Below are 24,633 nucleotides of genomic sequence, written 5' to 3'. Positions count from 1 at the left end.
TACAGCCAATGGGATGTGGAATAGCAGAGGTGGAATCACAGCTCTGGAAAACCATTCTTGAACCATCAAGGAGGCAGCATGGAAATTAACGAGCAGAAGCTGCGACAGCAAGCCATTAAGGAAGTGACCCAAAACGGCAGGCTTATGTTTGACGTTGCCCGTCAGCATGGGATCTCCACCAAACAGGTTTATCAATGGCTGGCACAGAATGAAACAACAAGCAGGCCCAGGCAATCCCGGCTGATGGGAGAACTGCTGCAACTGCAGCAGCGCATTCGTCAGTTGAGCCAGGAGTTCACCCTAATCCGTTAAAGTTTCGACAGGAGCGAACCTGACACACTGTTATCGCCCCCAACGATAAAAAATGTACATATAACAACTATAAAGCGCTACATTTTTAAGGTTCGTTCCTGTCATTTTATTGCCGTTACTGGCCGCTTAGACGCTTGCCGAAAGAGATAGCATAAGCCGCGGATCTCAGCCGCAGCACAGGGTCATCACTGGCGGCAATCCCTTTACTGAGCACATTGGGATCAAAATTCAGCTTGTCACAGGCCGAAGCCGCAACCGAGTCTATGGTCAGGCGCCCGAGAGTGACCCTGGGTCGGTCCTCCGGCCACTGCTGTGAAGGGTCCAGCAAGGGATCCCCCTCCTCGGCCAGGGTCAGCTTAAGCTCAAACTGAGCCGACCCTGTTTTCAGCCTCTGCATCAACCTCTCCTGCAGAAAATCATCCGGCAATTGTGCCAGCTCGGCATCCGTCAGAGGCTGCTCTCCGTCCACAGGCCAAAGCTCCCAGCGACCAAAGCGCTTTTGCTGGTCTTCATTACCAAAGATAAAGCTGTGAATGCCAAAGTAGTTGACCGATGTATAGGCCGCCGGCGGATTGTTCTGCTTGAGCCACTGCCCCTGGCGGGCGGCATCCGGATGCTGCAGCAGATAGCGTGCAACCGCGCCGGTTTCCCCCTCACGCTGAGCCAGAGAAGCGCGCAGCAAACCAAGAAAACTGTCCGGATCTTTCCCCGGAAACACTGGCGTACTCAGCCCGGCCAACTGATGCACCTGCCCGTCTGGCAGTTCGATGCGTACGCCTATCCCCCTTGGGCTGCGACTGGTATCGGCCACAAAAGGATCGCCGCCCGCCATGGAAAAACGTACCTGAGCGGGCAGTGCTTGCTCTGTGGCAAACAGAGGTAACTCCTTGAGCCAGGGCTCCCCTGCACTTGGCTGGAAACTGCCAATGGTACAAATTCCCTTGGCATGCCCCTTACGTTCTCCCGGATGTTTACCGGAAAGTGCTTCAAATACTTGAATAAAATTATTTGCCTGAGCCGCCATTACCGAACTGGAGCCCAAAGCCCCCAGCTGAGTCCCCAAGAGTAATAACGCAGACCAAACCGATACTCTCATGCTTACTCCTTTTGTAAAAATCAGAATCCAGGCCTGAAACAGGCCGCCCAATCCAGACCGGGACACCCGGCGGATTATTTCAGGAGAGACCCAAAGGCCATGCTATGCTGAGGACGGCAACAGACGACAGGAGGCGGCAATGCAATATCGGATTGAGCAAGACACTCTGGGCGAGGTCAAGGTAGAGGCAGACAAATACTGGGGCGCCCAGACCCAGCGCAGTCTGGAAAACTTCCCCATAGGTCCGCAAGCGAGTATGCCAAAGGCCATCATCCACGCCTTCGCCCTGTTGAAAAAAGCCGCAGCCCAGACCAATGCCGAGCTTGGGCAACTGCCCAAGGACAAGGCTGCACTCATCGCCAGAGTTTGCGATGAAATCTTGGCGGGCCAACTGGAGCAGCACTTTCCACTGGTCATTTGGCAGACCGGCAGCGGCACCCAAACCAATATGAACCTCAACGAGGTGATAGCCAATCGAGGTATGGCTCTGGCAAATAAGGCCATCAGCCTGAGCCCGAACGATGATGTCAATCGCAGCCAGAGCAGCAATGATACTTTCCCCAGCGCCATGCATATCGCTGTAGTGCTCAAGACCTGCAGACACACACTGCCGGCCATAGGTGCACTGCGCGATACCCTTAAACGCAAGTCACAACAGTTCGCCGATATTACCAAGACCGGCCGCACCCACTTTATGGATGCCACCCCACTGACACTGGGACAGGAGATCAGTGCCTGGGTGACTCAGTTGGATAAAGGCATAGGCACCATAGAGCAGGCGTTGGCAAACTGCCGTGAATTGGCTCTTGGCGGCACAGCCGTGGGGACTGGGCTCAATTCTCCCGCAGGTTATGCCGAGCGCGCCGCCGAACTGATATCGTCATTCAGTGGTGAGCAGTTTGTCAGCGCGGCCAACAAGTTCGAGGCACTGAGTGCCAGCGATGCCATGGTGGAACTCAGCGGCGCCTTCAAGCGCCTGGCGGTCAGCCTGATGAAGATAGGCAATGATGTTCGCATGCTCGCCAGCGGCCCCCGTTGCGGTATAGGGGAACTGCAGTTGCCTGCCAACGAACCCGGCTCCAGCATAATGCCCGGCAAGGTTAACCCGACTCAGTGCGAGGCGCTGACCATGGTGGCGGCTCAGGTGATGGGCAACGATCTTGCCGTCAGCATAGGTGCCAGCAACGGCCAATTTCAGCTCAATGTCTTTCGGCCGCTCATCGCCGCCAATTTGCTGCAAAGCGCCGAATTGCTGGGTGATGCCTGTCTGAGCTTCGATGAACGCTGCGCTTCGGGGCTGGAACCCAACCGCCAGATGATCGCCAAGCAGCTGCAGCGCTCCTTGATGCTGGTCACCAGCCTCAATCCTCACATAGGCTATGCCAAGGCTGCCCAAATCGCCAAGGACGCCCACCAAAGAGGCATTAGTCTGAGGCAAGCTGCGTTGGAGTCAGGACTGGTGACAGAGGCCGAGTTTGATACTTGGGTCAATCCGGCAAACATGTTGGGCCCTTTCGAGGTTAAATTGTAAATTTGTATTAAAACGTATCAGTATTAGAGCTAATCGCTGTATTATGCCGATTCACCGCCATATGGTCGGCATTTTCAACTGATACGCAGTAATTTACAGAATGAAATACCAAAATATCTTGTTGGCACTGAGCGCGCTCATGCTGACCCAATGCAGTTCACTCGACCTCAATCAATGCCAAAACTCAGATTGGTTTTCCCTGGGGCTTCAGGATGGCAACAATGGAGCTCATGCCAGCAGAATCAATGATTATGCCGAGGATTGTGCCGAGTTCGGTATCCGGGTCAATCATAGCGATTGGCGCGAAGGCTATCTAAAGGGGCTGCAAAATTACTGTCAGCCGGAAAATGGTTACCGTGTCGGTCTGGCGGGTGAAGGCTATGCCGGGGTCTGCTCCAGCAACGCCTTTGTCGAACAGTACAATGCCGGCTACCGCCAATACCAGCTCAATAAACGCGCCGATGAGATCCGCAACCGCCTGCGTCAGATCGACTATGAGATCCGCGATCTGGATAAGAAGCTGGTGTCCATGACAGACAAGGCCAGCACTCTGGAGAAGAAAAAACAGCTGCTGAATGAAAAAGATAACCTGGTGAATGAGCTCAGGTATCTTCATGTACCGGATGTGCAGTTCAGATGGCAATTCTGAGGCTTGCCTTCGATATCAAGCTATCCAGCGCCAAAACTCATGAGTTTAATCTGTGCGCCTGTTTTCAGCCCCAGATAAAATTGTGACCGTCGAAATAGGTCCTAATTTCGTTCCTGCACCTGCGGTGGGCTTTCTGCCTATCTGCACCGCAGGTGATGGCCAGCAGCTTAGCTAGCAGCTAAAACCAAGTTCATTGGTGGTTTGGGCTCAAAGCCATGATAGCCACTGTGCCAGCGGCCTAAAGTCGTGGAGCTTCGCCCCACACCCGAGGAAAGGGGGCTGTATCGACTCGCCCCCTTTCCAAACCCCCAGCGACCCGCGACGCAGCGGAAAACCCCTTGTGCTTATGATGCCAATTCGCTATCGCGCCAGACGCTCAGAGTCACATCCATGTGACTCTGGCCCAGCTCAACATCCTGTTTCGCGCTCGTTAGCTCGTCGCTAGGCGACACTCGCCCCTGATTCGACTGTCGCTGCTTCGGCATCCATGCCTCAGCCACGTTATTTGCGCCAACGGCTTTCGGCGACACCGAGGGGGAATTGGTGCAATTCTATTAACACTGAGTAGCTGGAAGCATTTCAGAGTTCTGCAGATATACACCTAATTCCAGGCACAGGCGAAACTGTGACCTTCCGAGCCAAGGATGGCGAGGCAGAGCTTACACGGACGTACTCGCAGCGTGTCACAGGATCGCCTGTGCATAAGCCTGCGGCAGGCAATTAGCAACATCCGTCGCCGGAAGCTCGGGCAATACTGGCTTAGATACTTTTAGCTCAAAGCCCTGATAACCGCAGCGCCAGCTGCACAACCCCTTTCTGGTGCCAACAGCTCTGGCACTTCCCCTATCCCAGGGTTAACTTGGCAAGTTGAATTCAAAGGAGGAAACACGCAATGTCCGACTGCATATTGCAACCCTTTCAGCCGCAATGGGCCGGTTTGTTGCTCTCCTGGATAGCGTCGGCAGAGGCTTGTCTGCGCTGGGCAGGCCCAGGGCTGGGTTGGCCGCTGTCTCCATCAAAGCTGCAGCAGCATCAAGCCCAGGCAAACCTCACCCCTTTGGCGCTGACAAGAGTCGAAGACAGTGACCAAGCTAGCCTGGATAGCGACTCACTACTGGGCTATCTGGAACTGCTGGCCAGAAAACCCGATGAGATCCGGCTATGCCGGGTGATCTGCTCACCCAAGCATAGAGGCAAGGGGCTGGGGCGGGAGTTAATGCGTCAGGGTATAGAGCGCGCCTTTGCCGATCCCAAGGTTACGCATCTAAGCCTAGCTGTGTTCCATGACAATCTCGCGGCCCGCCGCTGCTATCAGGCTCTGGGGTTTGAGATAGTGGCCCGAGGCCAGCTGGCGACAACGGAAACGAATGATTTTCCCGCTTCTGATGCTGAGTTACTGGAAATGCAGCTCCAGCGCCGTCACTGGTTTAAACAGAATGAAAAGATTTTTTAAACAGTGAGTTAATTCACTTCCCTTTTATAAGGGCCATGCCAGAATAGCCGCCATATCCGAGTATTGTGTTGTTTCGGTGAAAATCATGTCCAGCTCTCTCAAGGGAAACGCTCTGGCGGCCTTCTCTTTCGTGCTTTGGGGAATACTACCCCTCTACTATCAATTGCTGCCGGATGCGGCCATCTTCGAATTGCTGGCCTTCAGGGTCATCTGGTCAGTGCCCTTTATGCTGCTGGCCTTTGTCCTGCTGAGACGGCCGTTACCTGCCTTTGGCGCGCTGTGGCGTGATAAACGCTCCTTGCTGCTGTGCTTTGCCGCCGGGCTTATCATGTGTATCTCCTGGGTCAGCTTCACCTGGGCCCTGACCCATGGTCAGGTACTGGCGGCCAGCCTGGGATTCTTTATTAACCCTCTGTTTGCCATCGCTCTGGGGGTGCTGTTCCTCGGCGACAAGCTGAGCAAGGCGCAACTGGCCGCCGTGGTGCTGGCCATTGCCGGTATTGGCTGGCAGGTATATCAATATGGCAGCCTGCCCTGGTTGTCTTTGGTGATGGGCAGCTTTTTTGCCCTCTACGGGCTGCTGAAAAAGTTTATCCGCTTTGACTCCTTCACCTCGGTTACTCTGGAAGCACTGTTGCTGACTCCCTTTGCTTTGGGCTACCTCTGTTATCTGCTGGCCACAGAGCAAAGCGCCGCACTGGTTGGCGGCAGCGAAGGCATTATGCTCTATATCGGTTCGGCGCCCGTGACGCTGGCGCCGCTGATCCTATTCAGCCTGGCGCTGAGATACACGAGTCTGTCCATGGTGGGTTTGCTGCAATACATTGAGCCCAGCCTGCAATTTTTGCTGGCGGTGGTCATCTTTGGAGAGGTGTTTGATGAGGTGAAACTGGTGAGTTTCTCCCTCATCTGGGCCGGGCTGCTGCTGTGCTCGCTGGAGGCCTTGCCCGGCCTGCGTCGCAGCTTAAAGCGGGTCTAACTTCCAGGCGCGGGTCATCTCGCGCTTGCCAAGGGCGCCGGGGTAAGCTTTGACCTGAAAACCGGCGGCCTTGAGATCTCGCTTGAACTGGCCATTGGCGCAGTAAGACACCAACAAGCCGCCCTGCTCCAGCAACCCATAACACTTTTTGAAGTTATCCAGCGCCCATACATCCGGCTGCTTACTGGGGGCGAAGGCATCGTAATACACCAAGTTGAAGGGTTCGCCCTGCCACTCGAGCTGCTCAAGCTTGCCCTTGACCTTACGCAGCACAAAACCCGGCATGACTTCCACATCCTGATCCCAGGGAGCGGCGTGCAAGGCATCGAACAGCGGCGCATACCAGTCGGGCAGCATGCCCTTGTAGTTCAGCCCTTCAATCAGCTCGGCGGACAAGGGATAAGGCTCTATGGTGACATAGCGCACCTGCAGCGGCGCCAAGCCACTCTGCTGACGCGCCTTTGTCAGTTCCAGTACCTTACCCAGGGTCATGAGGGCATTGAGCCCGGTACCAAAGCCCACTTCCAGAATCGCCAGATGGTCAAAGTCCTGCAACACCTGCTCGAGCCCGGCGTGGATAAACACATAACGGGATTCGGCCAACGCCCCCTTGTGGGAGTGATAGGTCTCATTGAGTTCGGCATTAAATAGAGTGTGTGACCCGTCTTCGGTCAACTGCAGGCTTACGTGTTTCATCTCGACTCTTAATCATCTGTGCAGGGAAAGCCGGGGCGCTCGCCCCGGCGACGGGCAATTATCCCAGAAAGGCGATAACTGCCGCAAGCCAATTACCCTTGGCGCTCCAGCACCTGCTGCACCACGGCCTTGAGGGTGGCATAGTCGATATAGCCGGGGATCACTTCATCACCTATGAGCAGTGTCGGCGTGCCGCCAAAGCCCAGTTCAGAGAAAACTCTCACATTGGTATGCATCAACTCGTCGGCGCTCGAGCTGGGCTTGAGGTATTGTTCAGTGCCCGTGGCCTTGGCGACCTGCTGCAGTGAGTTCCCTGTGTGCATGCCATTCTTGGCCATTAAGAGTTCATGTACCCGGGGGAAATCCTTGCGATCCTGCTGCCAAACCTCGAGGGCAAAGGCGCCGGAAGAAAGCTCAGTGCCCTGGGCCTTTATCTGCCTCAATGGTACAAACACATTGACCACCTGTAAGTTTGGGAACTCCTTTAAAAGCTTGGCAAATTCCAGTTCCATCCGCTTACAGTAGGGGCAGTTGTAGTCGGTAAACACCACCAGTTGCAACTCAGGCTTGCTGCTGCCCATGATCGGCATCTGCGGGTTGTTGAACAACCAGTCCTTGTGCTTGGCCAGCGCTTGCTGCTGCAACTGCCGCTGCTCCACATAAGACTCTATGCTGCCGAGCACACCGGGAATGATCTCCGGATGCTTGACCAAAATGCTGCGGATCTGCCCCAATTGCTGTTCCTCTTGTTGGCTCAGCTTCTGCTCTGCCGCCTGTAAACTGCCGCTGGCCGCCAGCAGCCAGGCACTCAATACTATCCAATATTTCATCTTGTTATTCCTCAAATTAAATTCATTTTTGTCAGCCAGAGTCGCAGCCAGATCCCCGGCCAACTTGTGACTCCTGTGGTGCTGCTGCGGATTTCGCCCTGATAGATAAACAATAGAGTCGGAGTCGCCGACACTCCAAGGGAGCGCGCCAAGGCGCCGCTGGGGTCATTGACCACCTCAAAGCCGTAGCCCTTGTTTTGCAGGTACTGCTTGACCTGGGTGTTATTGCCCGACTGCAGCGCCACGGTCACCACCTGCTCACTGTCACTGAAACCATCTACAGTGCCGGACACCAAGGGACAGACGCCACACCAGCTGGCCCAGTAGTACAGGATGACCGGGCGCTCCATACTCATGGCGGCAATATCCAACTGGCTGCCGGCCAGGCTCTGAACCGCTAATGGCGGCAGGGTTTCCGGCATCTCGCGGCTGCGAAAGGCATCGAGGGCAACACTCACCACCAGAATGAATAACCCATAGCCGAGCAGGGTCTTGAGCCATTGAAGCCCCTTGTGGGCCGGTTTATTTTTCTGGGTCATTGTCTGCTCTCCGCTTCGGCCAAGGCCGCCAATACTCCATCACTGCTGAGGATTACCGGTAATGGGTTACCGGTGGGGGTTCCCGGGCCATAGACCTGATTGAAAGGCACCCCAAAGCGGCCATTGGCCTTGAGATAGGCGGTAATTTCTTCGCTGGGCTTGGTCCAGTCACCGCGCATTAGCAGCACTCGGTCATCGCCGAGGGCATCATAGACAGGGTTTTGCAGCAGCACCCCCACCTTGTTGGCCTGACAGGTAATGCACCAGTCGGCCGTGACATCGACAAACACTGTCTTGCCCTCATCGACTGCCTGTTTGAGCTGCACCAAATTCAGCGGTTGCCAATGGTGATCCGAAGGCAAAGGGCTAACCCAGGCATCCCGGGTCAGATAACCTACCCCGAGCGCCAGGCTGGCAAACAGAAAACTGCCGCCAATGGCATACACCATTACCTGAGTGCCATAACGCTTGCCCAGCAGTCCCAGTGTCAGCAACAACATCAAGGCGCCCAGCCCCAAGATAGCCGCAACAGAGAAGAAGCTTTGCAGCAGGCTCAGCAGCCAGAGACAGGTTGCCAGCATCATCAGCGCGAACACAGGCTTGACCCAATTCATCCAGCGCCCGGGCTTGGGTAAACGCTGCGCCAACGCCGGCCACAACGCCAACATCAGCCAGGGCAAGGCCATTCCCAGCCCCATGGCGCTGAAGAGGGCAAACAGCATGGGATAGTCGGCGCCGAGAGCGAAGGCCACCGCAGTACCGAGAAACGGCGCGGTACACGGCGTAGCCAGCAGCGTAGCCAGCATCCCCTGCAACAGGTGGCCGAGGCGCGAATCATCACCGGCACCGGCCAGACGGGTTTGCCACTTGGAAGGCAGGTTGATTTCAAACACCCCCAGCAGGTTGAGGCCGAAGCCCCAGGTCAGCAGCACCATAAAGCCGATAAACCAGGGCTGCTGGAACTGTATCCCCCAGCCCAGCGACTGACCGGACAACTTCAGCAAGCTAAGACCGGCGGCAATCAACCAGAAAGACAGCAAAATACCCAGTGCCGAAGCCATAAAATGGCCGCGAACCTGACTGCGACTGCCCTGGCTGCTCATCATGACCCCGTGCACCTTCATGCCCAGCACAGGCAATACGCAAGGCATGATGTTGAGAATAAGGCCACCGGCCAGCGCCATCAAAAACAGGCTCCACAGCGGCAGGCTTGGCTGCGGCTTGGCAACATGGCCTGTGGCGATGGCACCGCTCAGTTCTGCCGAAAGGTGTGTGTCGGCCAGATGGATCAGCAGCGGCTTGCTCTCCAGCTCTGGCGTTCCCAGCCAATGTTTGACCCCGAAAGTGGCGGTCAGCCGTTTGCCATCTATCTGGATCTGCGGCCGGGAGAAGATCAGCTCACTGACTGTCTCATCCTCGCCGAACAGAAACAGATCTGCCTGTTGCCAGGGGCTTGCGGCTTCTATAGCCAGTTGCAGCAACTGCTGTTTTTCATCCCAGACAATCGACTGCAATACCGCGCCGCCATCGCCCTGTGGCACCTTGGCCATCGCCTCGCCCCACTGGTGCAAAAAGCCATCATCGGCCTTAAGCCCGGCGGCCTGACCGCTCAGCTCCACAGGGTAATCGGTCAACACACAGACATTGGTGCAAGAAGACAGGGTCAGGGTGCCCTTGAGCCGAAACGGCTGCCCGGGATCCTTGAGGCGAATAGTCAGTGGAAACAGGGTATAGCCCTTGTAACCCAGGGTTTCTATGCCCTGCAACACATAGCGCTGCGGCAACGGCCAGTGCCAGTCGACCGTGGCAATATTCTCCGAGGCGGACCAGTCCAGGGTCGGCGGGATCCCGCCTTCCCCCGGCGCGCGCCAGTAGGTTTTCCAGTCGCCGCTCAGGGCCACATCCAACAGGGCGTTGAGCTCACCGACTTGGCCGGCATCGACATCGGCCAGCGTCAGTTGCACCTTAACCGGAGGATGATCCGGGTGCTTGAGCCAGCCACTGCTCCGCGGCTCTGCCAATGCAACTTGGCTGAGCAGCATCAGACATACCGCGAAGGCATGCCATATTCTTTTTAAATACATGAAATTAGCTCCAAAATAAAACATCAGAACCCGGTGTTAACCGGCAAAAGTTCAGGATGTTTTCATTCCAGATACACGCACAACACTGAGTGTCGCCTTCGTTTGGAGACTATGGGATGGGAGAGATAAACACTGAAAGGCCGGGTACTGCCGAGCCAGTTGAGCAACAGCAGAAACAGCAACAGGGCCGTGAGTCCCAGTTGCAGTACCACAGGTTGCAGGTTCAGCATATGGGAAGACAGATGACAGGGCTCTTCATTGAGCTGCGCCTTGCCCGCATCATTGGCGTGAGTCGGCGCAGTATCAACACCAAGTTGCGTCAGCTGATGCTGGGCCTTGAGCGGGCAGGAACCAAACAGCGAAAGCTGCTGACCAAAACAGAGCAGGATCACCAGCAGACTGATGATCAATGACACCAGCGCCCTGTCTTTGAGGGAGAAGCGGTTAACACCGAGTGAAAACCCCATGCTGCACTTTGCTCTGTATGGCCCAAGAATGCCGATAGGGTTCCATGATTGGTGACAAAGGTCAATCCTGAAACCGCTACCGTAACCAATCCTTGCTTGCCATCTACGCCATTGGCAGGATAATCAAACCTACCAAGCCAAAGTTTGCGACCCCAAGATGCAGCTTAAACCTCTTACCCAAGGCAGATACTCCCAGGAATGGCAATCAGACTACCCTCTGGTGGAGCGGGTATTGCTCAGCTGCGTCAGCGAGCAGCGCCGCTTTGCGCCGGGAGAGGCCTTGATGCAGCAGGGACAGAAGCTGAATCAACTGGTACTGGTGCCCAGTGGCAAAATCGCCATGAGCTACAGCGCCCGCAACGGCCGCAACTTTCAACTCGGCACCCTGAAATGTGACTCGCAGCTATTCGGTGAAATGGAGTTTTTCACCCAGTATCCCTGTCAGTTGGATATTCTGGCAGAAACCACCCTGACCTGCGGCATTATTCCCGCCGACAAGCTGCAACAAGCCCTGGGTGAGCACCCCAGGCTGGCGCTGTTTTTCGCCAGTGCCATCGCCATAGATTATCAGGACACAGTGGACATCTTCACCCGGCGTATGCTCTACCCCATCAGCTACAACATTGCCTACGACCTCTACCACCAGCAGCTGGACGATCTGCCGGTATCTGGGTTCAACAAGGGCTATCTGGAGGCTGAGCGTTTCGGCACTACCGCCAGAGTCTACCGCCGGGCGATACAATCTCTGGAAAATGCCGGGTTGGTTCGGCGCAGCAAGGGCAAGCTGGAGATAATGGATCTCAAGGCGCTGCAGAATTTTGTCGAGCAAGGGGAGCTTTAGCTCCCTATTCGCTGAGAAGATCTTCAGGCTTAGGCCACAGCCGCCTCGGCCTGACGCTTAAAGCCAAAATTGGACACCAACAGCATCAGCAAGATCACCCCGTAGAGTACAGGGATGGCATACATGACGGTCTGCAAGCCCACTATCTTTTCCGCCATCGAGCTGATCGCCGGGCTGAACATGGCACCGGCACTGCCGCTGATCAGAATGAAGGACACATTGCGGCTACTGGCTTGTTTCACAAAGGAAACCCCATAGGCGATAAAGGCGTTATACAGCGCGGCGCAGACAAAGCCGTAGCCATAGGTCAGGTATCCCAGGGTTTCGAGATCGCCACAGCTGACAATCCAGCTGGTGAGCAGCAATGCCAACGAGATGATCATCAACAGGAAGTGGCGGATCTGCATCCGAGTCACTATCAGGGTTGAGATCATGGCGCCCACCAACGCCGCCGACCAGTACTGGGTGATGATACTGCCCGCCTCTTCAAACGGGATCTCAAACTTCTGCTTCACAAACATAGGCGCCCAGGTGAGGAAGGTATAGAGCGCCAGCATACCCAGAAACAGCCCCAGACCGCCACTGATAATGCCGAAGTTCCACTCGGAACGCTGAGCGGACTGCGCCTGTTCACCCTGGCCCTGCACCCGGCTGAATGAGGTGAAGGCCGCCAGTGCCAAGGTCAGCAAGGCCACCAGGCCTACCGCCAGATAGCTGTAACTCCAGGCCAGTGAGTGTGTCAGTGCATAAGTGGTGATCAGCGGAAACACCACCCCGGCCACGTTAAAGGTGGCATCCTGCACCACCAGCATGGTGGACTGGATTCGCTCCTGCCACAGGGACACCACCAGAGTACCTGCGATACACAAGCCGATGCCGCCGCACAAACCCACCAGCGTCATGGCCACCATAACCACTGTCAATGAGGAACCAAAATGCAGCGCCAGCGCCGACAGGAAGATGACGGCATAGCTCAGCAGTGTCATCGGCTTGATACCGACCTTTTCAATCAACAAAAAGGCCACAACAGTACCCGCCAGGGCGCCGCCGTTCAGCAGTGAGAAGATAGAGGCCACATCGTTGACATCGGCTCCGAAGCGGGTGGCAATCGGCTCTATCAACATACCGAACTGAGAGGCGAAACCCGCCATGATAAAGTTGGCCAGAAAACTGATGGCCGTCAGTGTGATTTTATTATTCATTTTTTATCATCCATCAACGTATTAGGGAAGGTGCGAATAAGTCCTCGTGGCCTTCTCTTTTGTAGAGAGTGGCTTGCAAGCCTGCCTGCTGTGTTGTGCTTCTTGCAAAGGACTAGGGCCATTTGCTGCGAACCACGTCTTGCATCCAGGCCCGTAAGCCGACGCAGAGCACACATGGGACTTGTTTGCACCTTCCTTAGGCCACGGCCAGCGCCAGCGAGATCATCTGGTTAAATGACAGCTGGCGCTCTTCGGCACTGGTTTCTTCACCTGTGAGGCAGTGATCCGATACGGTCAGAATCGCCAAGGCCTCGATGCCGAACTGCTGCGCCAGGCCGTAGAGACCGGCCACTTCCATATCTATCCCCAGAATGCCGAAGCGCTCCAGCGCCGGGATCAGATCTTCATCCGGGTCATAGTAGAGATCGCCGCTGAACACATTGCCCACCCTGACATTCAGCCCCTGGGCCTTGGCCTGTTCCCAGGCCTTGAGCAGCAGCGGGAAGCTGGCCGAAGTCGGCATATGATAACCTGCGCTGCGCTTGGCGTTGGTGACTGAATCTGTCCCCGCCGCCTGAGCCAGGATCACATCACGCATCTGCACCTGACGCTGGGTCGCCCCCAAGCTGCCCACCCGAATGATGCGCTCAACCCCGAAGTCGTTGATCAGCTCATGACCATAAAGCACCATGGAGGGGATCCCCATGCCGTGGCCCATTACGGAAACCGGCTTACCCTGCCAGCTGCCAGTATAACCCAGCATATTGCGCACCGAGGTCACCTCGCGGGCATCATCGAGAAAGTGCTCGGCAATGTATTTGGCCCGCAAAGGATCGCCGGGCATGATAACTGTCTTGGCAAAATCGCCTTTGGCGGCGTTGATATGTGCTGTCATAAGCTGTTCCTCGAATAAAAACTGGTCCGAGTCTACCGGCGAAGCCAAAAAAGCCTTGAGGACAAAAGTCCGCTTGCGGGGATTTGTTTACCAAAATGCCACACTCCTCTCAGCCAACTAAACGGCTATTTTAAGGCAGGCACAGAGCCGAGCCGGCACTATAAACTTTGCAAACGGCGCCAGCGCTGCTTTAGCTCCTTGTGATTACTGCGCACCAACTTCCAACGCTCGCAGGCATTGAAACGGGCATAGTCGGCAATGGCCCTGGTAAGTTCGGCCAGCAATCGATCATCCAAAGGCCGATTGGCATACTCGGGCTCCAACACCAGGTTTTGCAACAGCAGGCATTGGCGCGGCCGGTCGGCCTTGACATCGACCCGGCCGATAAACTGCTGGCACCAGAGGATGGCCAGGCTGAAATAGCCGTAAACTCGCTTTTCCTGCGGCAGGTACACTTCCAGTTGATAGTCAAAGCCAAACCATTGCTTTAAGCGGTTACGTTGAATAACCAGGTTATCGAAGGGATTGAGCAGCCAGACCCGCTCCGGGATCATGGGCGCCGCACTCAGTTCTGCCGGGCAGAAATACTGCTGACCATCGACCTTAAATTGCTGCAGTTCACCGGCCTCCAGCCCCTGGGCCAACACCCGCTTGATAACCGGCCGCATGCCTTTACGCAGATAGGCAAACTGGACCTCTGAGCCAAAACCGTTGGCATTGAGAAAGCGGTTCACCAGATACCGGCCAAACTCCTCATCGTCGGGCACCCGGGTATCTATGCCCGGCGGGAGCACCCGCTCGGCCAAATCATAAACCTTTTGAATCACTCCCTAACACTTTGAAATAGCTATCAATACTTGTATTTTGTTGGATCTTTTTAGTGTTATATATGGATTAATTTAGATCTAGTTTGCAGGTATAGAGCACAGAAACTGAATATTACATACAACCAGAGTTTTCCCTTGATTGACTACCAGAACGTACCTGCCAACTAATCATAGGTTCAGTATAGATAACGTTACTAGTTTTATAATATAACCAACCACCTAATTCTAATGAGAGTGAGTGACATACACAATCGATTGAACTACAAGCACCTTATGTCTATATTGGTTCCTTTCAATCAGTATGAATCAATGCTCATTGAAGTTAAGTTGATTCATAAACAAAAGGAAAAATTTATGGATTACGAATCAGATATCATTCCACTACTAAAAGAGTACGAAGGAACAACGCTTCGTAGTATATCAGGGAAGGCTGATTTAACCGTTGAATACGTTTCAGAAGAGGAGTATACAGTTCGATGCTCTGATGGAAAGGCGTTTACTGAGACACACAAAAGAGCGAAAGCAGTTTTCGAACAACTCCAAAAAGACAACGTCGTACATGCCGTGTAGTGGCATAGTGAATTTGGCCATCTAAATAGACGAAGTGATAGACTCACTTTTCGCAAATGGGTGGCAGATATGAAGAACACAAGACCGACATTCAGCGCTGAGTTTAAGCTAGAGGCTGCTCAGCTAGTAACAAAGCAAGGCTACAGTGTGGCAGAGGCTGCAATCGCAATGGGAGTCAGCAATTCAGCCATGCGAAAGTGGGTAAAACAGCTCCAACAGGAACTGCAAGGCGATTCTCCCAAAGGCTCACCACTTACGCCTGAGCAACAGCGGATCCGTGAGTTAGAAAAGAAACTTCGCCGCATCGAAGAAGAGAACATTATTTTGAAAAAGGCTACGGCTCTCTTGATGTCAGACTCACTGAACAGTTCTCGCTAGTCGAGAAACTCAGGCAGAGCCATAGTGTAAAACTTATTTGTTCAGTATTTGGTATTCATCGCAGCAGCTATAAGTATTGGCGAGGTAGACCCAGCATTATTAGCTCAGAGCAGGTGAAACTGCATAGCTTGGTGCGAGGGGCCCATAAAGCCAGCAACGGCTCTGCAGGTGCAAGAACCATCGCCAATATGGTGACAACTGCGGGTATACCATTGACGCGTTATCGCGCGACAGGGTTGATGAGAAAACTCGGATTAGTGAGCTGCCAGATACCCCAACACCGCTACAAAAAGGCGGATAAAGAACATGTCGCTATCCCTAACCATCTTGCTCGTCAGTTTGCAGTGACGGCGCCAAATCAAGTGTGGTGTGGCGATGTCACGTATGTGTGGACTTGCAAAGGTTGGGCTTATCTGGCGGTCGTGCTGGATCTATTTGCCCGTAAACCGATAGGTTGGGCCATATCCTATTCGCCTGATAGTACTCTAACGAGTAAAGCCTTAGTGATGGCTTTTGAAGCGCGAGGCAAACCGAAACACCTTATGTTCCATAGCGATCAAGGTAGTCACTATACGAGTCGTGGCTTCCGACAGCAGCTTTGGCGTTATCAGATAAAGCAAAGCATGAGCAGACGAGGAAACTGCTGGGACAATAGTCCGATGGAGCGTTTCTTCAGAAGCTTAAAAACAAAATGGATACCGATGACCGGCTACCGAAGTATCAGTGAGGCTCGGGTTGAAATATCACGATACGTGACGGGGTATTACAGTCAGCTTAGACCGCATCAATATAACGGTGGGCTGACACCGAACGAGTCAGAGCGAAGATACTGGCTTGAATACAAAACCGTGGCCAATTTAACTTGACCACTACATATTAAGCACATAAGTCCATATATAAAGTATGTAAAATCATTCATGAAAGTGAACTAGGAAAGTATTATGGAATGCGTCAGCAAAATCGTATATAGGCAACTAACAGATGCCGATTTTTTTAACATCAACAAACCCAGAGATATGGAACAAGGAGGGGGAGGTCAGACTTATATAGACTTCCCAACAAGAAACGTTAGTGTAAATAATTGGGAAAACTTTTTTAGTGGTATTGTTAACGTAAATAGAACAATCGCAGCGCAAGGACCTAGCTGGCAATTCCCGATCTTTAGCCTTGGACTTGACGGCCCCTCAACTGCACCGATTCAAAATCTCAAAGTCTATCAACGTCGCGGAGCGTCTATATGCATTTCTAGTCAAAAGCTAGACTCTTCACGCACTAATCGAGTTAGAGCCTGGCATCCAGATGCAGGTTTTCCATACCCAGCTGATAACACACAACGAGCTCTCTGCCCAAGCGGATTAATGGTTTATTTAGCAGCAACGACTTCAGGAAAAGTATGGGCTGGCTGGTATTTAAACGATGGAACGACACCACTCCCTTTTTCAGGCTATCAATTACCCGAACTCAATGAAATGTTTGAAACACATCATGATCAAGAAGGTTACAGTGGTCTTATTGAACTACCTACAAACACTCTATTTCTCGATCCTCTGGATTCAAACACCCCATTGAAAACTAATTATCCAGCAACGCCCCCAGTTGTATCTAACCCTCCAGTCCAAATCAATGAAGAACAACATATTGACGATCTGTTTTTAGAAGATACGTCACCCAACACGCCAGTTACGCAACAAGAACGTGTTGTGCAAATAAGACGCAGAAATAGAGGTTTGGTCTCTACGCTAAAATCACTATACAATCATACATGCCAAGTTACTGGAACTGAGTTCTTGTTCCAAAAGAAAGATGGCACGTATTATACAGAAGCCCATCACTTAATTCCTTTGGGTGAAGGAGGATCTGACCGAGTTGAAAATCTCATTGTTATATCACCGCAAATTCATAGCATGCTACATCACGCTAATGTCACAGGGCTTGATTTAAACAATATTACTTTTGATGCTGCTGGCTATGGACACTTAAACTTCTATATTAATGATAAACTATTCACAATCACATGGCACCCTAGCCATGCATCATTACTTTAATCTAAATACAGGCAGAAAAACTGCCTGTAATATTTTATCTCTTATTCAATAAAATTAGATATTCTGTTAGATTATTTTTCAGCTTGCTATTATTACTTTTAAATCTTTTATGGTTAAACTCATCAATATAAACATCTCCAAATGGCTTCAACAAGCTTTGAAAATCATCAACAGTTAACAAACCATCTTCACTATAACTGATTAAAAACCTATCACAATTCATATCTTGAAATATTTTTCTAAACGAATCTCTGATTTTGGTTTTAGTACAAAAATTAGAGTACTGGTCACGCCAAGGCCTTAAGCCACTAACACCTATAGCTTCGGGCTCATCACCTCTGGCTATAGTTTCTAATATATGATAATTAGCAGCGTACTGCCTTTTCATATAAGGAGGATCAATATAACACAAATCAGCAGTGATCAATTTAGCGTTATCTTCCGCATATCCCTGCAAAACCGTATGATTATCCACGTCATCTTTTAAAAGCAGCTCCGTTTTATACAGCTTTAACTCATCTTTTGCTCGTCCAGAGAGCTTTGCCATATAATGGCCATAAGTACCAGCAATATTTGCAATATCATTAGTACACATGATTAAGTCATGATTTAAAAGACTATATTCATATGGTTCTAAACAACCTTCACTTTTTAGAGTTTCCAATTCCCTTCTAATCCCATCAATTTTCTTTGCATTTTCAGGACTATAGTAATTTCTAGGTCTATCTGTATTTTTAGGTTTCCCCTCACTAGAAAACTCTGTCCAAAAATATCCTTTTTTAGGCTCAGCCATACTAAGAGCTTTAAGCATTAAATCATAACTTGTTTGTTCAACACTCAAACCTAGTTGGTTCTTTATATACTTACTAGCTTTAGAAAAACTTGGCTCCTGGGAAAATTTTAAGTTTGTTACCGCATGATGATAAGAGTAAGTCATTAAATCATTGGATATAACATTATACCCACGACATCTTAATTCTTTAGATACAGTTGCAGTACCACACATTAAGTCAACGATAGTATCACCAGTTTCACACAGGTCATTCACTTTATTCAAAACAACATCAAGTATTTTTGACTTTGAACCAATATAACGATAACCCATTAATCTAAACCTTTCTTAAAAATATCATCTATATCTATCATTTTTAGAGCTTTCACTGACTTTAACTCTTGTGATTTTGCAATTGCCATAAAAATACACTTGTAATCTTCATAGCCTAAACCATATATATCAGCGACCAACCTTTCAACTTTTGCATCTAACTCATTTGGAATTGCTTTACCACTTCTCATTATTTCTCTTAGTTCATTAGCATATTTTTTAGCACGAGTTAAATTATCTTCTGAAAGTTTTTCCAATTTAGGTGCAGGGATACTTAATATCTGTTTTTGAGTTAAATAAGGGTGGCTTTTCCACTCAATCTCACCATTAGACATAGCTACAAAAAAGAATGCCATTCTAGAGTTAAGAATCATGATAAATAGCTCAATGAAAGTTTTATTATCGACACTTTCTTTCAACTTGAACATATATACAACTTGGTTTGTTAGACAAGAACCATAATCTATTGTGGCTGATATACCTACTCCTGTTTTTCTTACAACAATTTTATTGCCACTATACACCTCTAAGTTCTTATAATTTATTCCTTTCTTATCTAGCTCAATCCAAAGATCATTATTTAAGCCATACCTAGATATAGCCTCACCAACAATTAATTTTCTACTAACACCATAATCATACTTATGTATGATTACACCTTTATTTTCTTCAGAAACCACATTCAAATAATTGCATTTTTTACATGCATATTTTTCTTTCTTAGGCAAAGGAGACCAATCACCACAACTAGAGCATTTAGTAACGTTTCCCTTTTTTGATAATTCAACGCCTCTACTTCCTCGCAAGTAATTACCACAAGTCATAGGCATGTTTAATACTTTTGAGTAAACTTGATTTAGTGATTCATCAATATCAATATTGAAAATATAATCCTTGTTATTTAAAAATCTTTCCTGTGGAACTAAATGTGATAGTTTTACTTCTGCCTCAGTGAAAGTAATTACATTGCTTAATAGCTTTTTCCTATTTTCGCCTGATATTCTAACACACTCGACCATGTGTTTTTTGCTTGCATTTTTTTTCTTACATATTACAACTGCACAAGCTCGATTGACACCAGGAAAAACACCTTCACCAAACCTGCCGATAAAACGGATCTCCGTGTTTTTAACCAAAAACTCTCTCAGCTTACATCTTTCTTGATAGAATAACGAGTCTGGTATTATAAATGCAAAGACGCCACTTACTTTTAATTGCTTATATGCCATTTCAATAAACAAGTCAGATGTATCATATTGACCATAGCGTAACGAAAAGTCACTTTTTTCAATTAGTGCTTGGTAACTACTCACATCCGCTCCCCATGGCGGATTAGCTATAATTAAATCAAAACCATCTGAATTAACACCAAGCTCTTTTCCTAATACATCCCACCCCTCGTCACAAGGAAGTGAGTGAGGACATAAGCCATTATTAGATACACCAGTAAAAGTGTCTGGAAGTCTTTGAGTTGCTACATCTACTGATTTGGGGTCTATATCAATTCCATACAACATTGGAGGAAACTGCTCAATATTACTACATGCAAATGACACAGCACTCAGTAACTCACCATCCCCACAAGCGGGATCTAAGACCAATAGCGTATCATTAGCTCTTGTATCCAAATAACTAATAGCTTTACTCGCGACATACTCTGCTAGCTCCGAAGGAGTGTAAACAACACCATTACTCTTTTTTAGTTCTTGTTCAGAGAGTTTATTTCTTAATACATCAAGAATTACTTCAGATGGGTTCTTCCCCCCTCCAACTACTTCTAGCTCATTGAGTAGCTTTTCTGGGATTGTTACAGACACTTCCAGACCTTGTTCGCTTTTCATACGGATAAAATTCCAATCCTGTCATTAATGACAAGCTGAGAATTTTCACACACTGAGAGGATTGTAACAAGGTAGATTTTAATAGTTCAACACACCCAAAGCCCAATGCCTTTAATTTCATAAACTTAAGAAAAGCCACCACTTTAACCCCGTTTCCTAACATATGGTCAAGTTCACCACTAATTGACTGTCACTGGCCCCCTCTGATATCTAAGAAAACCCGAAACTATAGAGGTTAAGCAAGAAGGCAGCCAGCACTAATAACAAGACACAAAAAAGCCGCAGTCACCTTACGCAACTGCGGCCTTCAAAAAAGTATGTTATCTACTACTTCAGCTCATAGAACAGCTCGGTCAAAACCGCTTCACCAACTTGTTCCACTAACTGAGCAACAAAACCATCAAACTCATCAGTAAACCAAATTTTCGCCAAGTCATACTCAGCGGCAACTTGATCCAGTGATAGATTGAGAACCTTACCCTGATTCTTAGCTCGACGAGCCTTGTCATTCAGCGAGGTAACGGCTTTATCCAAATCACCACCAGCAAGCAACGTGGGATTAGCAAGCAACAAATGGCGCGCAGACGGATAGAGCTTGTTACCGTAGAACATAGGTTTGGACTGACCCTTTAACTTCTCACGCTCGGTGTGCGCAGCAGACAGCGCTTCCTCTACAGATATGCCAGCCTTTATGCGGTGGTTTCATATTTTGATGTACATCGATAAATCACTAATTCCCCAACGCCCTTACTACACACACCGCAAAACCGCCTATCTCAAACCGACTTTTCGACTATCCATCAAAACGATCAGTTCCCCCATACCATACAAACCAAAACATCATAGCACCGTAAAGTCACCATGGTCGTACCATGGTTCTGGTAACTCAAAGCCCTTGGCAATACTGGCTTGTGCGACGGCTGCTTTTTTGCATTTGTTGGATTTACTGGGATTCCCTTGCGCACAGAATCGTCATGCGACGAACCATATATGGACCATGGGCGAAATTTTAAGGAGGATAAAGAGAGCCTATTGGAGCGAGAAAAGCGTTGATAACAAGAAAAGAAAACTGAGGTAAGCGCCTGAAAAGTCGAACATTTTCAAACACCTAAAACGACGAAAGGCCGCTATAAAAGCGACCTTTCTATGTATGGTACCGATGGGCGGACTTGAACCGCCACGCCCGAAGGCAACGGATTTTGAAACCGTTCACGCCGCAGCACCATTAACTCGCCGCGCATAAATAGCTGTTCCAGCGCCTTCTTGGCCGGTTTCCAGTCCCACCAACTGCCACGCTGATCACTTGGGTGTTCAAAATCACTCGCCTTGAGCGGCCCCTCGGCGCGCACTCTGGCAAGCACTTCCCGCATCAGGGGCTCGTCCGGTTCAAACCAGTGTTTATCCCCCTGGCGCAGTTGCTGTTTGCGCTGCAGGCTGTATCTGTAGTCACTCATAGGCAGATAGGCCGCGGCGTGAGCCCAGTACTCGAACACCTCTTTAGCGGCCATAGCCTGTTGCAGCTGCTCGGGGTGATAACCGGGCAACCGATTGTGCAGCACATGGTGATGGGCCCGCTCGACCACATTGATGGAATCTATCTGCACATAACCCAGCTGACGGATCACGGCCGCCGCCGAGTTCGCCTGTTGCAACAAGCCCTGGCGCTGCAGGTTAAGCCTGAGCCATTCATCGATGGTCAATGGTCCATACAAGGGTGTATCCATGGTGCCTGGCTCCCGATAGCCTTGGTTTAGCGTGGCGCTATGATGACAGCTCAATGCCGCTGCCAATACGAGTAATCAGTTTGCCCTTTTCATGGCTTTCGACGCAAATTTGCACTTCAGTTCACAAAAAAAACGGTTTTGTTCATGGCCGGAGTTGAATGGAAAGCCGGATTATGCGCATATAGCTGCAACCTTTATTAGAATCGACAATAACCAAGGTACATTATGAGCTCACCTTCCTCTGCACGCTGGCCGCGGCAGATCCCCTTTATCATTGCCAGTGAAGCCTGCGAGCGCTTCAGTTTTTACGGCATGCGCAATATTCTGACTCCCTTCCTGATGACCGCTCTGCTGCTGTCTGTGCCGGAAGAACTGCGTCAGGGCGAAGCCAAAGATGTGTTCCACTCCTTTGTGATCGGGGTGTATTTCTTCCCTCTCCTGGGGGGCTGGCTGGCCGACCGTTTCTTCGGTAAATACCACACCATTTTGTGGCTCAGCATAGTCTATGTGATTGGCCATGCCTTCCTGGCGATTTTCGAAACCAGCAAAACCGGCTTCTACTCGGGCCTGTTTCTGATAGCCCTGGGGTCGGGCGGCATCAAGCCGCTGGTATCCTCTTTCATGGGCGATCAGTTCGATCAAAGCAATAAGTCGTTGGCGCAAAAAGCCTTCGACATGTTCTATTTCACCATCAACTTCGGCTCCTTCTTCGCCTCGCTGTCGATGCCGCTGCTGCTGAAATTCTTTGGCCCTTCAGTGGCCTTCGGTATCCCGGGGGTATTGATGTTTATCGCCACGGTATTTTTCTGGGGCGGCCGTAAACGTTATGTCCACCAGCAACCCGAACCCAAAGATCCACACGGCTTCCTGCCGGTGCTCAAGAGCGCCATCTTCACTCCGGTGCCCGGCAAGGCCAATACAGGTTTACTGCTGAGTGCCATAGGCATACTGCTGGCGCTGTTTTCCCTCACCCAGTACAACAGCCTGGGAGTGGTGACCGCCTTGTGTCTGGCAATGGTGCTCTTGATGGGTTTTGTCGGCATAGGCGCCTCCATGCAGCTTGAGCGGGCCCGCAATCAACACCCGCTCGAGGCAGTGGACGGAGTGCGCGCCGTATTCCGCATCTTAATCCTGTTTGCCTTGGTCACTCCCTTCTGGTCGCTGTTCGATCAAAAGGCTTCTACCTGGATTTTACAGGCCAACGACATGGTCAAGCCGGACTGGTTTGAGCCGGCCATGATGCAAGCGCTTAACCCACTGCTGGTTATGCTGCTGATCCCCTTCAATAACTTTGTGCTCTACCCCATGCTGGAGCGCAGCGGCGTACGCCTCAATGCCCTGCGTAAAATGGGCGCCGGTATCGCCTTCTCCGGCCTTTCCTGGATAGTGATAGGCAGCATTCAGCTGATGATGGATGGAGGCACCCCCATGTCCATCACCTGGCAAGTACTGCCTTATGCACTGCTGACTTTCGGTGAAGTACTGGTTTCTGCCACCGGATTGGAATTTGCCTACAGCCAGGCACCCAAGTCGATGAAAGGCAGCATCATGAGCTTCTGGACACTGTCGGTCACTGTGGGCAACCTCTGGGTGCTATTGGCCAACGCCAGCGTCAAGAGCGATGCCGTGACCAATCAGATTGCCGAAACCGGCCTGAGTGTCACCGCCTTCCAGATGTTCTTCTTCGCCGGCTTCGCCCTGCTGGCCGCCTTGGTGTTTGCGCTCTACGCCCGCTCTTACACCATGCAGGATCATTATCGGGCAGTGGAGCCGCAACAGGCTTAAGGCGTTTGCCGCCAACCTGAGCGACAAAATCTCCTTGATTTAAAAACCCCAAAGACCCAACGTGAGTTGGGTCTTTTCATTAATGATAATAACCGCCGGAAACAAAGTTATTCCCTCCCCCGATAGCGGCGCCGCCAAGTACAACCTTTTACACAGACAATCCTGTGCCTGGGAAATAGGCGTACATCTGCAGCTAAATACGACACCGTTGGAGGAAGAATTGCACCGACTTCCCCCTCGGTGTCGCCGAAAGCCGTTGGCGCAAATAACGTGGCTGAGGGCGAATGCTCGCCGGTGGCGAGTGTGCTTATGAGCGCGAGCCAAGGAAGGCGAGCTGGCCTTTATCCATGGAAGGATTTGGATGCCGAAGCAGCCACAGTCGAATCAGGGATGAGCGTCTGAAGCGGTAGTGATTTGCGCCATTAGGCCGAGGGGCTTTCGACACCGTGCGGGGCGGCAGGGGAGATCCAAGAGGGGATTGCTGTTGATCCCCGCTTGGTCGGGTGTGGGGCGGCGAGAGTTGCATAGCAACGTGCTTTCGAGCGAGAGCCAGGGATGGCGAACTGGCCTTTGTGCATGGATGCACTTGCTCCACGACTTTAGGCCGCTGGCACAGCGGCTATCATGGCTTTAAGCCAAAACTCACCAATGAACTTGGTCTTAGCTGCCAACTAAGTTGCAGCCCATCACCTGCGGTGCGCTCTCGCACAGGCGATCCTGTGACACGCTGCGAGTACATCCTTGTAAGCTCTGCCTCGCCATCCCTGGCTCGGAAGGTCACAGT

The 24,633-nt window shown here is 50.9% G+C and carries 22 protein-coding genes and 1 pseudogene; 10 read left to right on the top strand and 13 right to left on the bottom strand.

Annotation, left to right across the window (positions count from 1 at the left end):
• Positions 1-78: 78 nt before the first annotated feature.
• A complete protein-coding gene (locus ACMHXI_RS06260; RefSeq protein ID WP_025011755.1) occupies positions 79-312 on the top strand; it encodes a transposase in 234 nt (77 codons plus the stop codon).
• Between the two features lie 115 nt (positions 313-427).
• Here ACMHXI_RS06260 and ACMHXI_RS06255 read toward each other — a convergent pair whose 3' ends face one another.
• Complete coding sequence (locus ACMHXI_RS06255) at positions 428-1,408, bottom strand: catalase family peroxidase (RefSeq protein ID WP_413734409.1); 981 nt, start codon at positions 1,406-1,408, stop codon at positions 428-430.
• Positions 1,409-1,547: 139 nt separating this feature from the next.
• Here ACMHXI_RS06255 and fumC point away from each other — a divergent pair, with 139 nt between their 5' ends.
• The 4 genes from fumC to rarD all read left to right on the top strand — a co-directional run bounded on the left by fumC (position 1,548) and on the right by rarD (position 6,020).
• Entirely contained in the window at positions 1,548-2,939 is a 1,392-nt protein-coding gene (fumC, locus tag ACMHXI_RS06250) for a class II fumarate hydratase (protein WP_413734407.1), read from the top strand.
• A gap of 100 nt (positions 2,940-3,039) precedes the next feature.
• Positions 3,040-3,588, top strand: a complete 549-nt coding sequence (locus ACMHXI_RS06245) for a DUF2799 domain-containing protein (RefSeq protein WP_025011753.1) — start codon at positions 3,040-3,042, stop codon at positions 3,586-3,588.
• Between the two features lie 892 nt (positions 3,589-4,480).
• A complete protein-coding gene (locus tag ACMHXI_RS06240; RefSeq protein WP_413734405.1) occupies positions 4,481-5,041 on the top strand; it encodes a GNAT family N-acetyltransferase in 561 nt (186 codons plus the stop codon).
• Positions 5,042-5,126: 85 nt separating this feature from the next.
• Positions 5,127-6,020, top strand: coding sequence for an EamA family transporter RarD (rarD, locus tag ACMHXI_RS06235; protein ID WP_413734403.1), 894 nt, complete (start codon positions 5,127-5,129; stop codon positions 6,018-6,020).
• Here rarD and mnmD read toward each other — a convergent pair.
• The 5 genes from mnmD to ACMHXI_RS06210 form a co-directional block, all read right to left on the bottom strand.
• Positions 6,006-6,716 (bottom strand): tRNA (5-methylaminomethyl-2-thiouridine)(34)-methyltransferase MnmD, encoded by a 711-nt coding sequence (gene mnmD / locus ACMHXI_RS06230; protein WP_413734401.1) that lies wholly within the window; start codon positions 6,714-6,716, stop codon positions 6,006-6,008. The two genes, rarD and mnmD, sit on opposite strands and share 15 nt — an antisense overlap.
• Positions 6,717-6,808: 92 nt before the next feature.
• Positions 6,809-7,546, bottom strand: a complete 738-nt coding sequence (locus ACMHXI_RS06225; RefSeq protein WP_413734399.1) for a DsbA family protein — start codon at positions 7,544-7,546, stop codon at positions 6,809-6,811.
• Between the two features lie 11 nt (positions 7,547-7,557).
• Entirely contained in the window at positions 7,558-8,085 is a 528-nt protein-coding gene (locus ACMHXI_RS06220; RefSeq protein ID WP_123116938.1) for a protein disulfide oxidoreductase, read from the bottom strand.
• Positions 8,082-10,127 carry a protein-disulfide reductase DsbD family protein gene (locus tag ACMHXI_RS06215; RefSeq protein WP_413734396.1) on the bottom strand — a complete coding sequence of 682 codons (2,046 nt, stop codon included), beginning with the start codon at positions 10,125-10,127 and terminating at the stop codon, positions 8,082-8,084. Before ACMHXI_RS06215 ends, ACMHXI_RS06220 begins: the two co-directional genes overlap by 4 nt.
• Before the next feature lie 104 nt (positions 10,128-10,231).
• Positions 10,232-10,636, bottom strand: a complete 405-nt coding sequence (locus tag ACMHXI_RS06210) for a hypothetical protein (protein ID WP_025890074.1) — start codon at positions 10,634-10,636, stop codon at positions 10,232-10,234.
• Between the two features lie 157 nt (positions 10,637-10,793).
• Between ACMHXI_RS06210 and ACMHXI_RS06205 the strand changes: the two genes are divergently transcribed.
• Positions 10,794-11,477, top strand: coding sequence for a Crp/Fnr family transcriptional regulator (locus tag ACMHXI_RS06205; RefSeq protein WP_345842120.1), 684 nt, complete (start codon positions 10,794-10,796; stop codon positions 11,475-11,477).
• 29 nt (positions 11,478-11,506) lie between these two features.
• Here the strand turns inward: ACMHXI_RS06205 and tsgA are convergent, their stop codons facing one another.
• The 3 genes from tsgA to ACMHXI_RS06190 form a co-directional block, all read right to left on the bottom strand.
• Positions 11,507-12,679, bottom strand: coding sequence for an MFS transporter TsgA (tsgA, locus tag ACMHXI_RS06200; protein ID WP_413734394.1), 1,173 nt, complete (start codon positions 12,677-12,679; stop codon positions 11,507-11,509).
• Positions 12,680-12,875: 196 nt separating this feature from the next.
• Positions 12,876-13,574 (bottom strand): purine-nucleoside phosphorylase, encoded by a 699-nt coding sequence (deoD, locus tag ACMHXI_RS06195; protein ID WP_100143135.1) that lies wholly within the window; start codon positions 13,572-13,574, stop codon positions 12,876-12,878.
• Between the two features lie 158 nt (positions 13,575-13,732).
• Positions 13,733-14,401 (bottom strand): DNA glycosylase AlkZ-like family protein, encoded by a 669-nt coding sequence (locus ACMHXI_RS06190; protein ID WP_413734392.1) that lies wholly within the window; start codon positions 14,399-14,401, stop codon positions 13,733-13,735.
• Between the two features lie 354 nt (positions 14,402-14,755).
• Between ACMHXI_RS06190 and ACMHXI_RS06185 the strand changes: the two genes are divergently transcribed.
• The 3 genes from ACMHXI_RS06185 to ACMHXI_RS06175 all read left to right on the top strand — a co-directional run bounded on the left by ACMHXI_RS06185 (position 14,756) and on the right by ACMHXI_RS06175 (position 17,394).
• Positions 14,756-14,971 carry a hypothetical protein gene (locus tag ACMHXI_RS06185; RefSeq protein WP_413734390.1) on the top strand — a complete coding sequence of 72 codons (216 nt, stop codon included), beginning with the start codon at positions 14,756-14,758 and terminating at the stop codon, positions 14,969-14,971.
• A 69-nt stretch (positions 14,972-15,040) separates the two neighbouring features.
• Positions 15,041-16,215 (top strand): IS3 family transposase gene (locus ACMHXI_RS06180; protein WP_413734388.1). Its coding sequence is split into 2 segments (ribosomal slippage): positions 15,041-15,299 and positions 15,299-16,215, totalling 1,176 coding nucleotides; the frame shifts between segments, so codons are not numbered across the junction.
• 75 nt (positions 16,216-16,290) lie between these two features.
• Positions 16,291-17,394: a hypothetical protein gene (locus tag ACMHXI_RS06175; protein ID WP_413734386.1), complete on the top strand. Its 1,104-nt coding sequence runs from the start codon at positions 16,291-16,293 to the stop codon at positions 17,392-17,394.
• Between the two features lie 34 nt (positions 17,395-17,428).
• On the opposite strand, the gene ACMHXI_RS06170 is transcribed toward ACMHXI_RS06175, so the two are convergent.
• The 4 genes and pseudogenes from ACMHXI_RS06170 to ACMHXI_RS06155 all read right to left on the bottom strand — a co-directional run.
• The gene (locus ACMHXI_RS06170) at positions 17,429-18,499 is read right to left on the bottom strand and encodes a DNA adenine methylase (protein ID WP_069507731.1); all 1,071 of its coding nucleotides are present in this window, start codon (positions 18,497-18,499) and stop codon (positions 17,429-17,431) included.
• Positions 18,499-20,340, bottom strand: coding sequence for an Eco57I restriction-modification methylase domain-containing protein (locus ACMHXI_RS06165; protein ID WP_413734384.1), 1,842 nt, complete (start codon positions 20,338-20,340; stop codon positions 18,499-18,501). The genes ACMHXI_RS06170 and ACMHXI_RS06165 overlap by 1 nt, the downstream gene beginning before the upstream one ends.
• Positions 20,341-20,667: 327 nt before the next feature.
• Positions 20,668-20,952: a hypothetical protein gene (locus ACMHXI_RS06160; protein WP_413734382.1), complete on the bottom strand. Its 285-nt coding sequence runs from the start codon at positions 20,950-20,952 to the stop codon at positions 20,668-20,670.
• Positions 20,953-21,539: 587 nt separating this feature from the next.
• Positions 21,540-22,052, bottom strand: a pseudogene (locus tag ACMHXI_RS06155) (DNA glycosylase AlkZ-like family protein); the annotation flags it as partial.
• Positions 22,053-22,289: 237 nt separating this feature from the next.
• Between ACMHXI_RS06155 and ACMHXI_RS06150 the strand changes: the two are divergent.
• A complete protein-coding gene (locus tag ACMHXI_RS06150) occupies positions 22,290-23,849 on the top strand; it encodes an oligopeptide:H+ symporter (protein ID WP_093983215.1) in 1,560 nt (519 codons plus the stop codon).
• Positions 23,850-24,633 lie beyond the last annotated feature (784 nt).

The sequence above is a fragment of the Shewanella sp. BJSY2023SW005 genome (genome assembly GCF_047314585.1).
GTDB classification, from domain to species: domain Bacteria; phylum Pseudomonadota; class Gammaproteobacteria; order Enterobacterales; family Shewanellaceae; genus Shewanella; species Shewanella algae.
Note: the sequence above shows the minus strand (reverse complement) of the source record. Positions and strands in the feature narration are given on the sequence as shown.

Coding starts and splice junctions, on each gene's coding strand:
- deoD (WP_100143135.1), bottom strand. CDS start 13,574: ATGACAGCACATATCAACGCCGCCAAAGGCGATTTTGCCAAGACAGTT.
- ACMHXI_RS06215 (WP_413734396.1), bottom strand. CDS start 10,127: ATGCTGCTCAGCCAAGTTGCATTGGCAGAGCCGCGGAGCAGTGGCTGG.
- ACMHXI_RS06150 (WP_093983215.1), top strand. CDS start 22,290: ATGAGCTCACCTTCCTCTGCACGCTGGCCGCGGCAGATCCCCTTTATC.
- ACMHXI_RS06210 (WP_025890074.1), bottom strand. CDS start 10,636: ATGGGGTTTTCACTCGGTGTTAACCGCTTCTCCCTCAAAGACAGGGCG.
- ACMHXI_RS06245 (WP_025011753.1), top strand. CDS start 3,040: ATGAAATACCAAAATATCTTGTTGGCACTGAGCGCGCTCATGCTGACC.
- fumC (WP_413734407.1), top strand. CDS start 1,548: ATGCAATATCGGATTGAGCAAGACACTCTGGGCGAGGTCAAGGTAGAG.
- ACMHXI_RS06165 (WP_413734384.1), bottom strand. CDS start 20,340: ATGAAAAGCGAACAAGGTCTGGAAGTGTCTGTAACAATCCCAGAAAAG.
- ACMHXI_RS06225 (WP_413734399.1), bottom strand. CDS start 7,546: ATGAAATATTGGATAGTATTGAGTGCCTGGCTGCTGGCGGCCAGCGGC.
- ACMHXI_RS06175 (WP_413734386.1), top strand. CDS start 16,291: ATGGAATGCGTCAGCAAAATCGTATATAGGCAACTAACAGATGCCGAT.
- ACMHXI_RS06255 (WP_413734409.1), bottom strand. CDS start 1,408: ATGAGAGTATCGGTTTGGTCTGCGTTATTACTCTTGGGGACTCAGCTG.
- rarD (WP_413734403.1), top strand. CDS start 5,127: ATGTCCAGCTCTCTCAAGGGAAACGCTCTGGCGGCCTTCTCTTTCGTG.
- ACMHXI_RS06260 (WP_025011755.1), top strand. CDS start 79: ATGGAAATTAACGAGCAGAAGCTGCGACAGCAAGCCATTAAGGAAGTG.
- ACMHXI_RS06185 (WP_413734390.1), top strand. CDS start 14,756: ATGGATTACGAATCAGATATCATTCCACTACTAAAAGAGTACGAAGGA.
- mnmD (WP_413734401.1), bottom strand. CDS start 6,716: ATGAAACACGTAAGCCTGCAGTTGACCGAAGACGGGTCACACACTCTA.
- tsgA (WP_413734394.1), bottom strand. CDS start 12,679: ATGAATAATAAAATCACACTGACGGCCATCAGTTTTCTGGCCAACTTT.
- ACMHXI_RS06205 (WP_345842120.1), top strand. CDS start 10,794: ATGCAGCTTAAACCTCTTACCCAAGGCAGATACTCCCAGGAATGGCAA.
- ACMHXI_RS06160 (WP_413734382.1), bottom strand. CDS start 20,952: ATGTTCTACGGTAACAAGCTCTATCCGTCTGCGCGCCATTTGTTGCTT.
- ACMHXI_RS06170 (WP_069507731.1), bottom strand. CDS start 18,499: ATGGGTTATCGTTATATTGGTTCAAAGTCAAAAATACTTGATGTTGTT.
- ACMHXI_RS06220 (WP_123116938.1), bottom strand. CDS start 8,085: ATGACCCAGAAAAATAAACCGGCCCACAAGGGGCTTCAATGGCTCAAG.
- ACMHXI_RS06240 (WP_413734405.1), top strand. CDS start 4,481: ATGTCCGACTGCATATTGCAACCCTTTCAGCCGCAATGGGCCGGTTTG.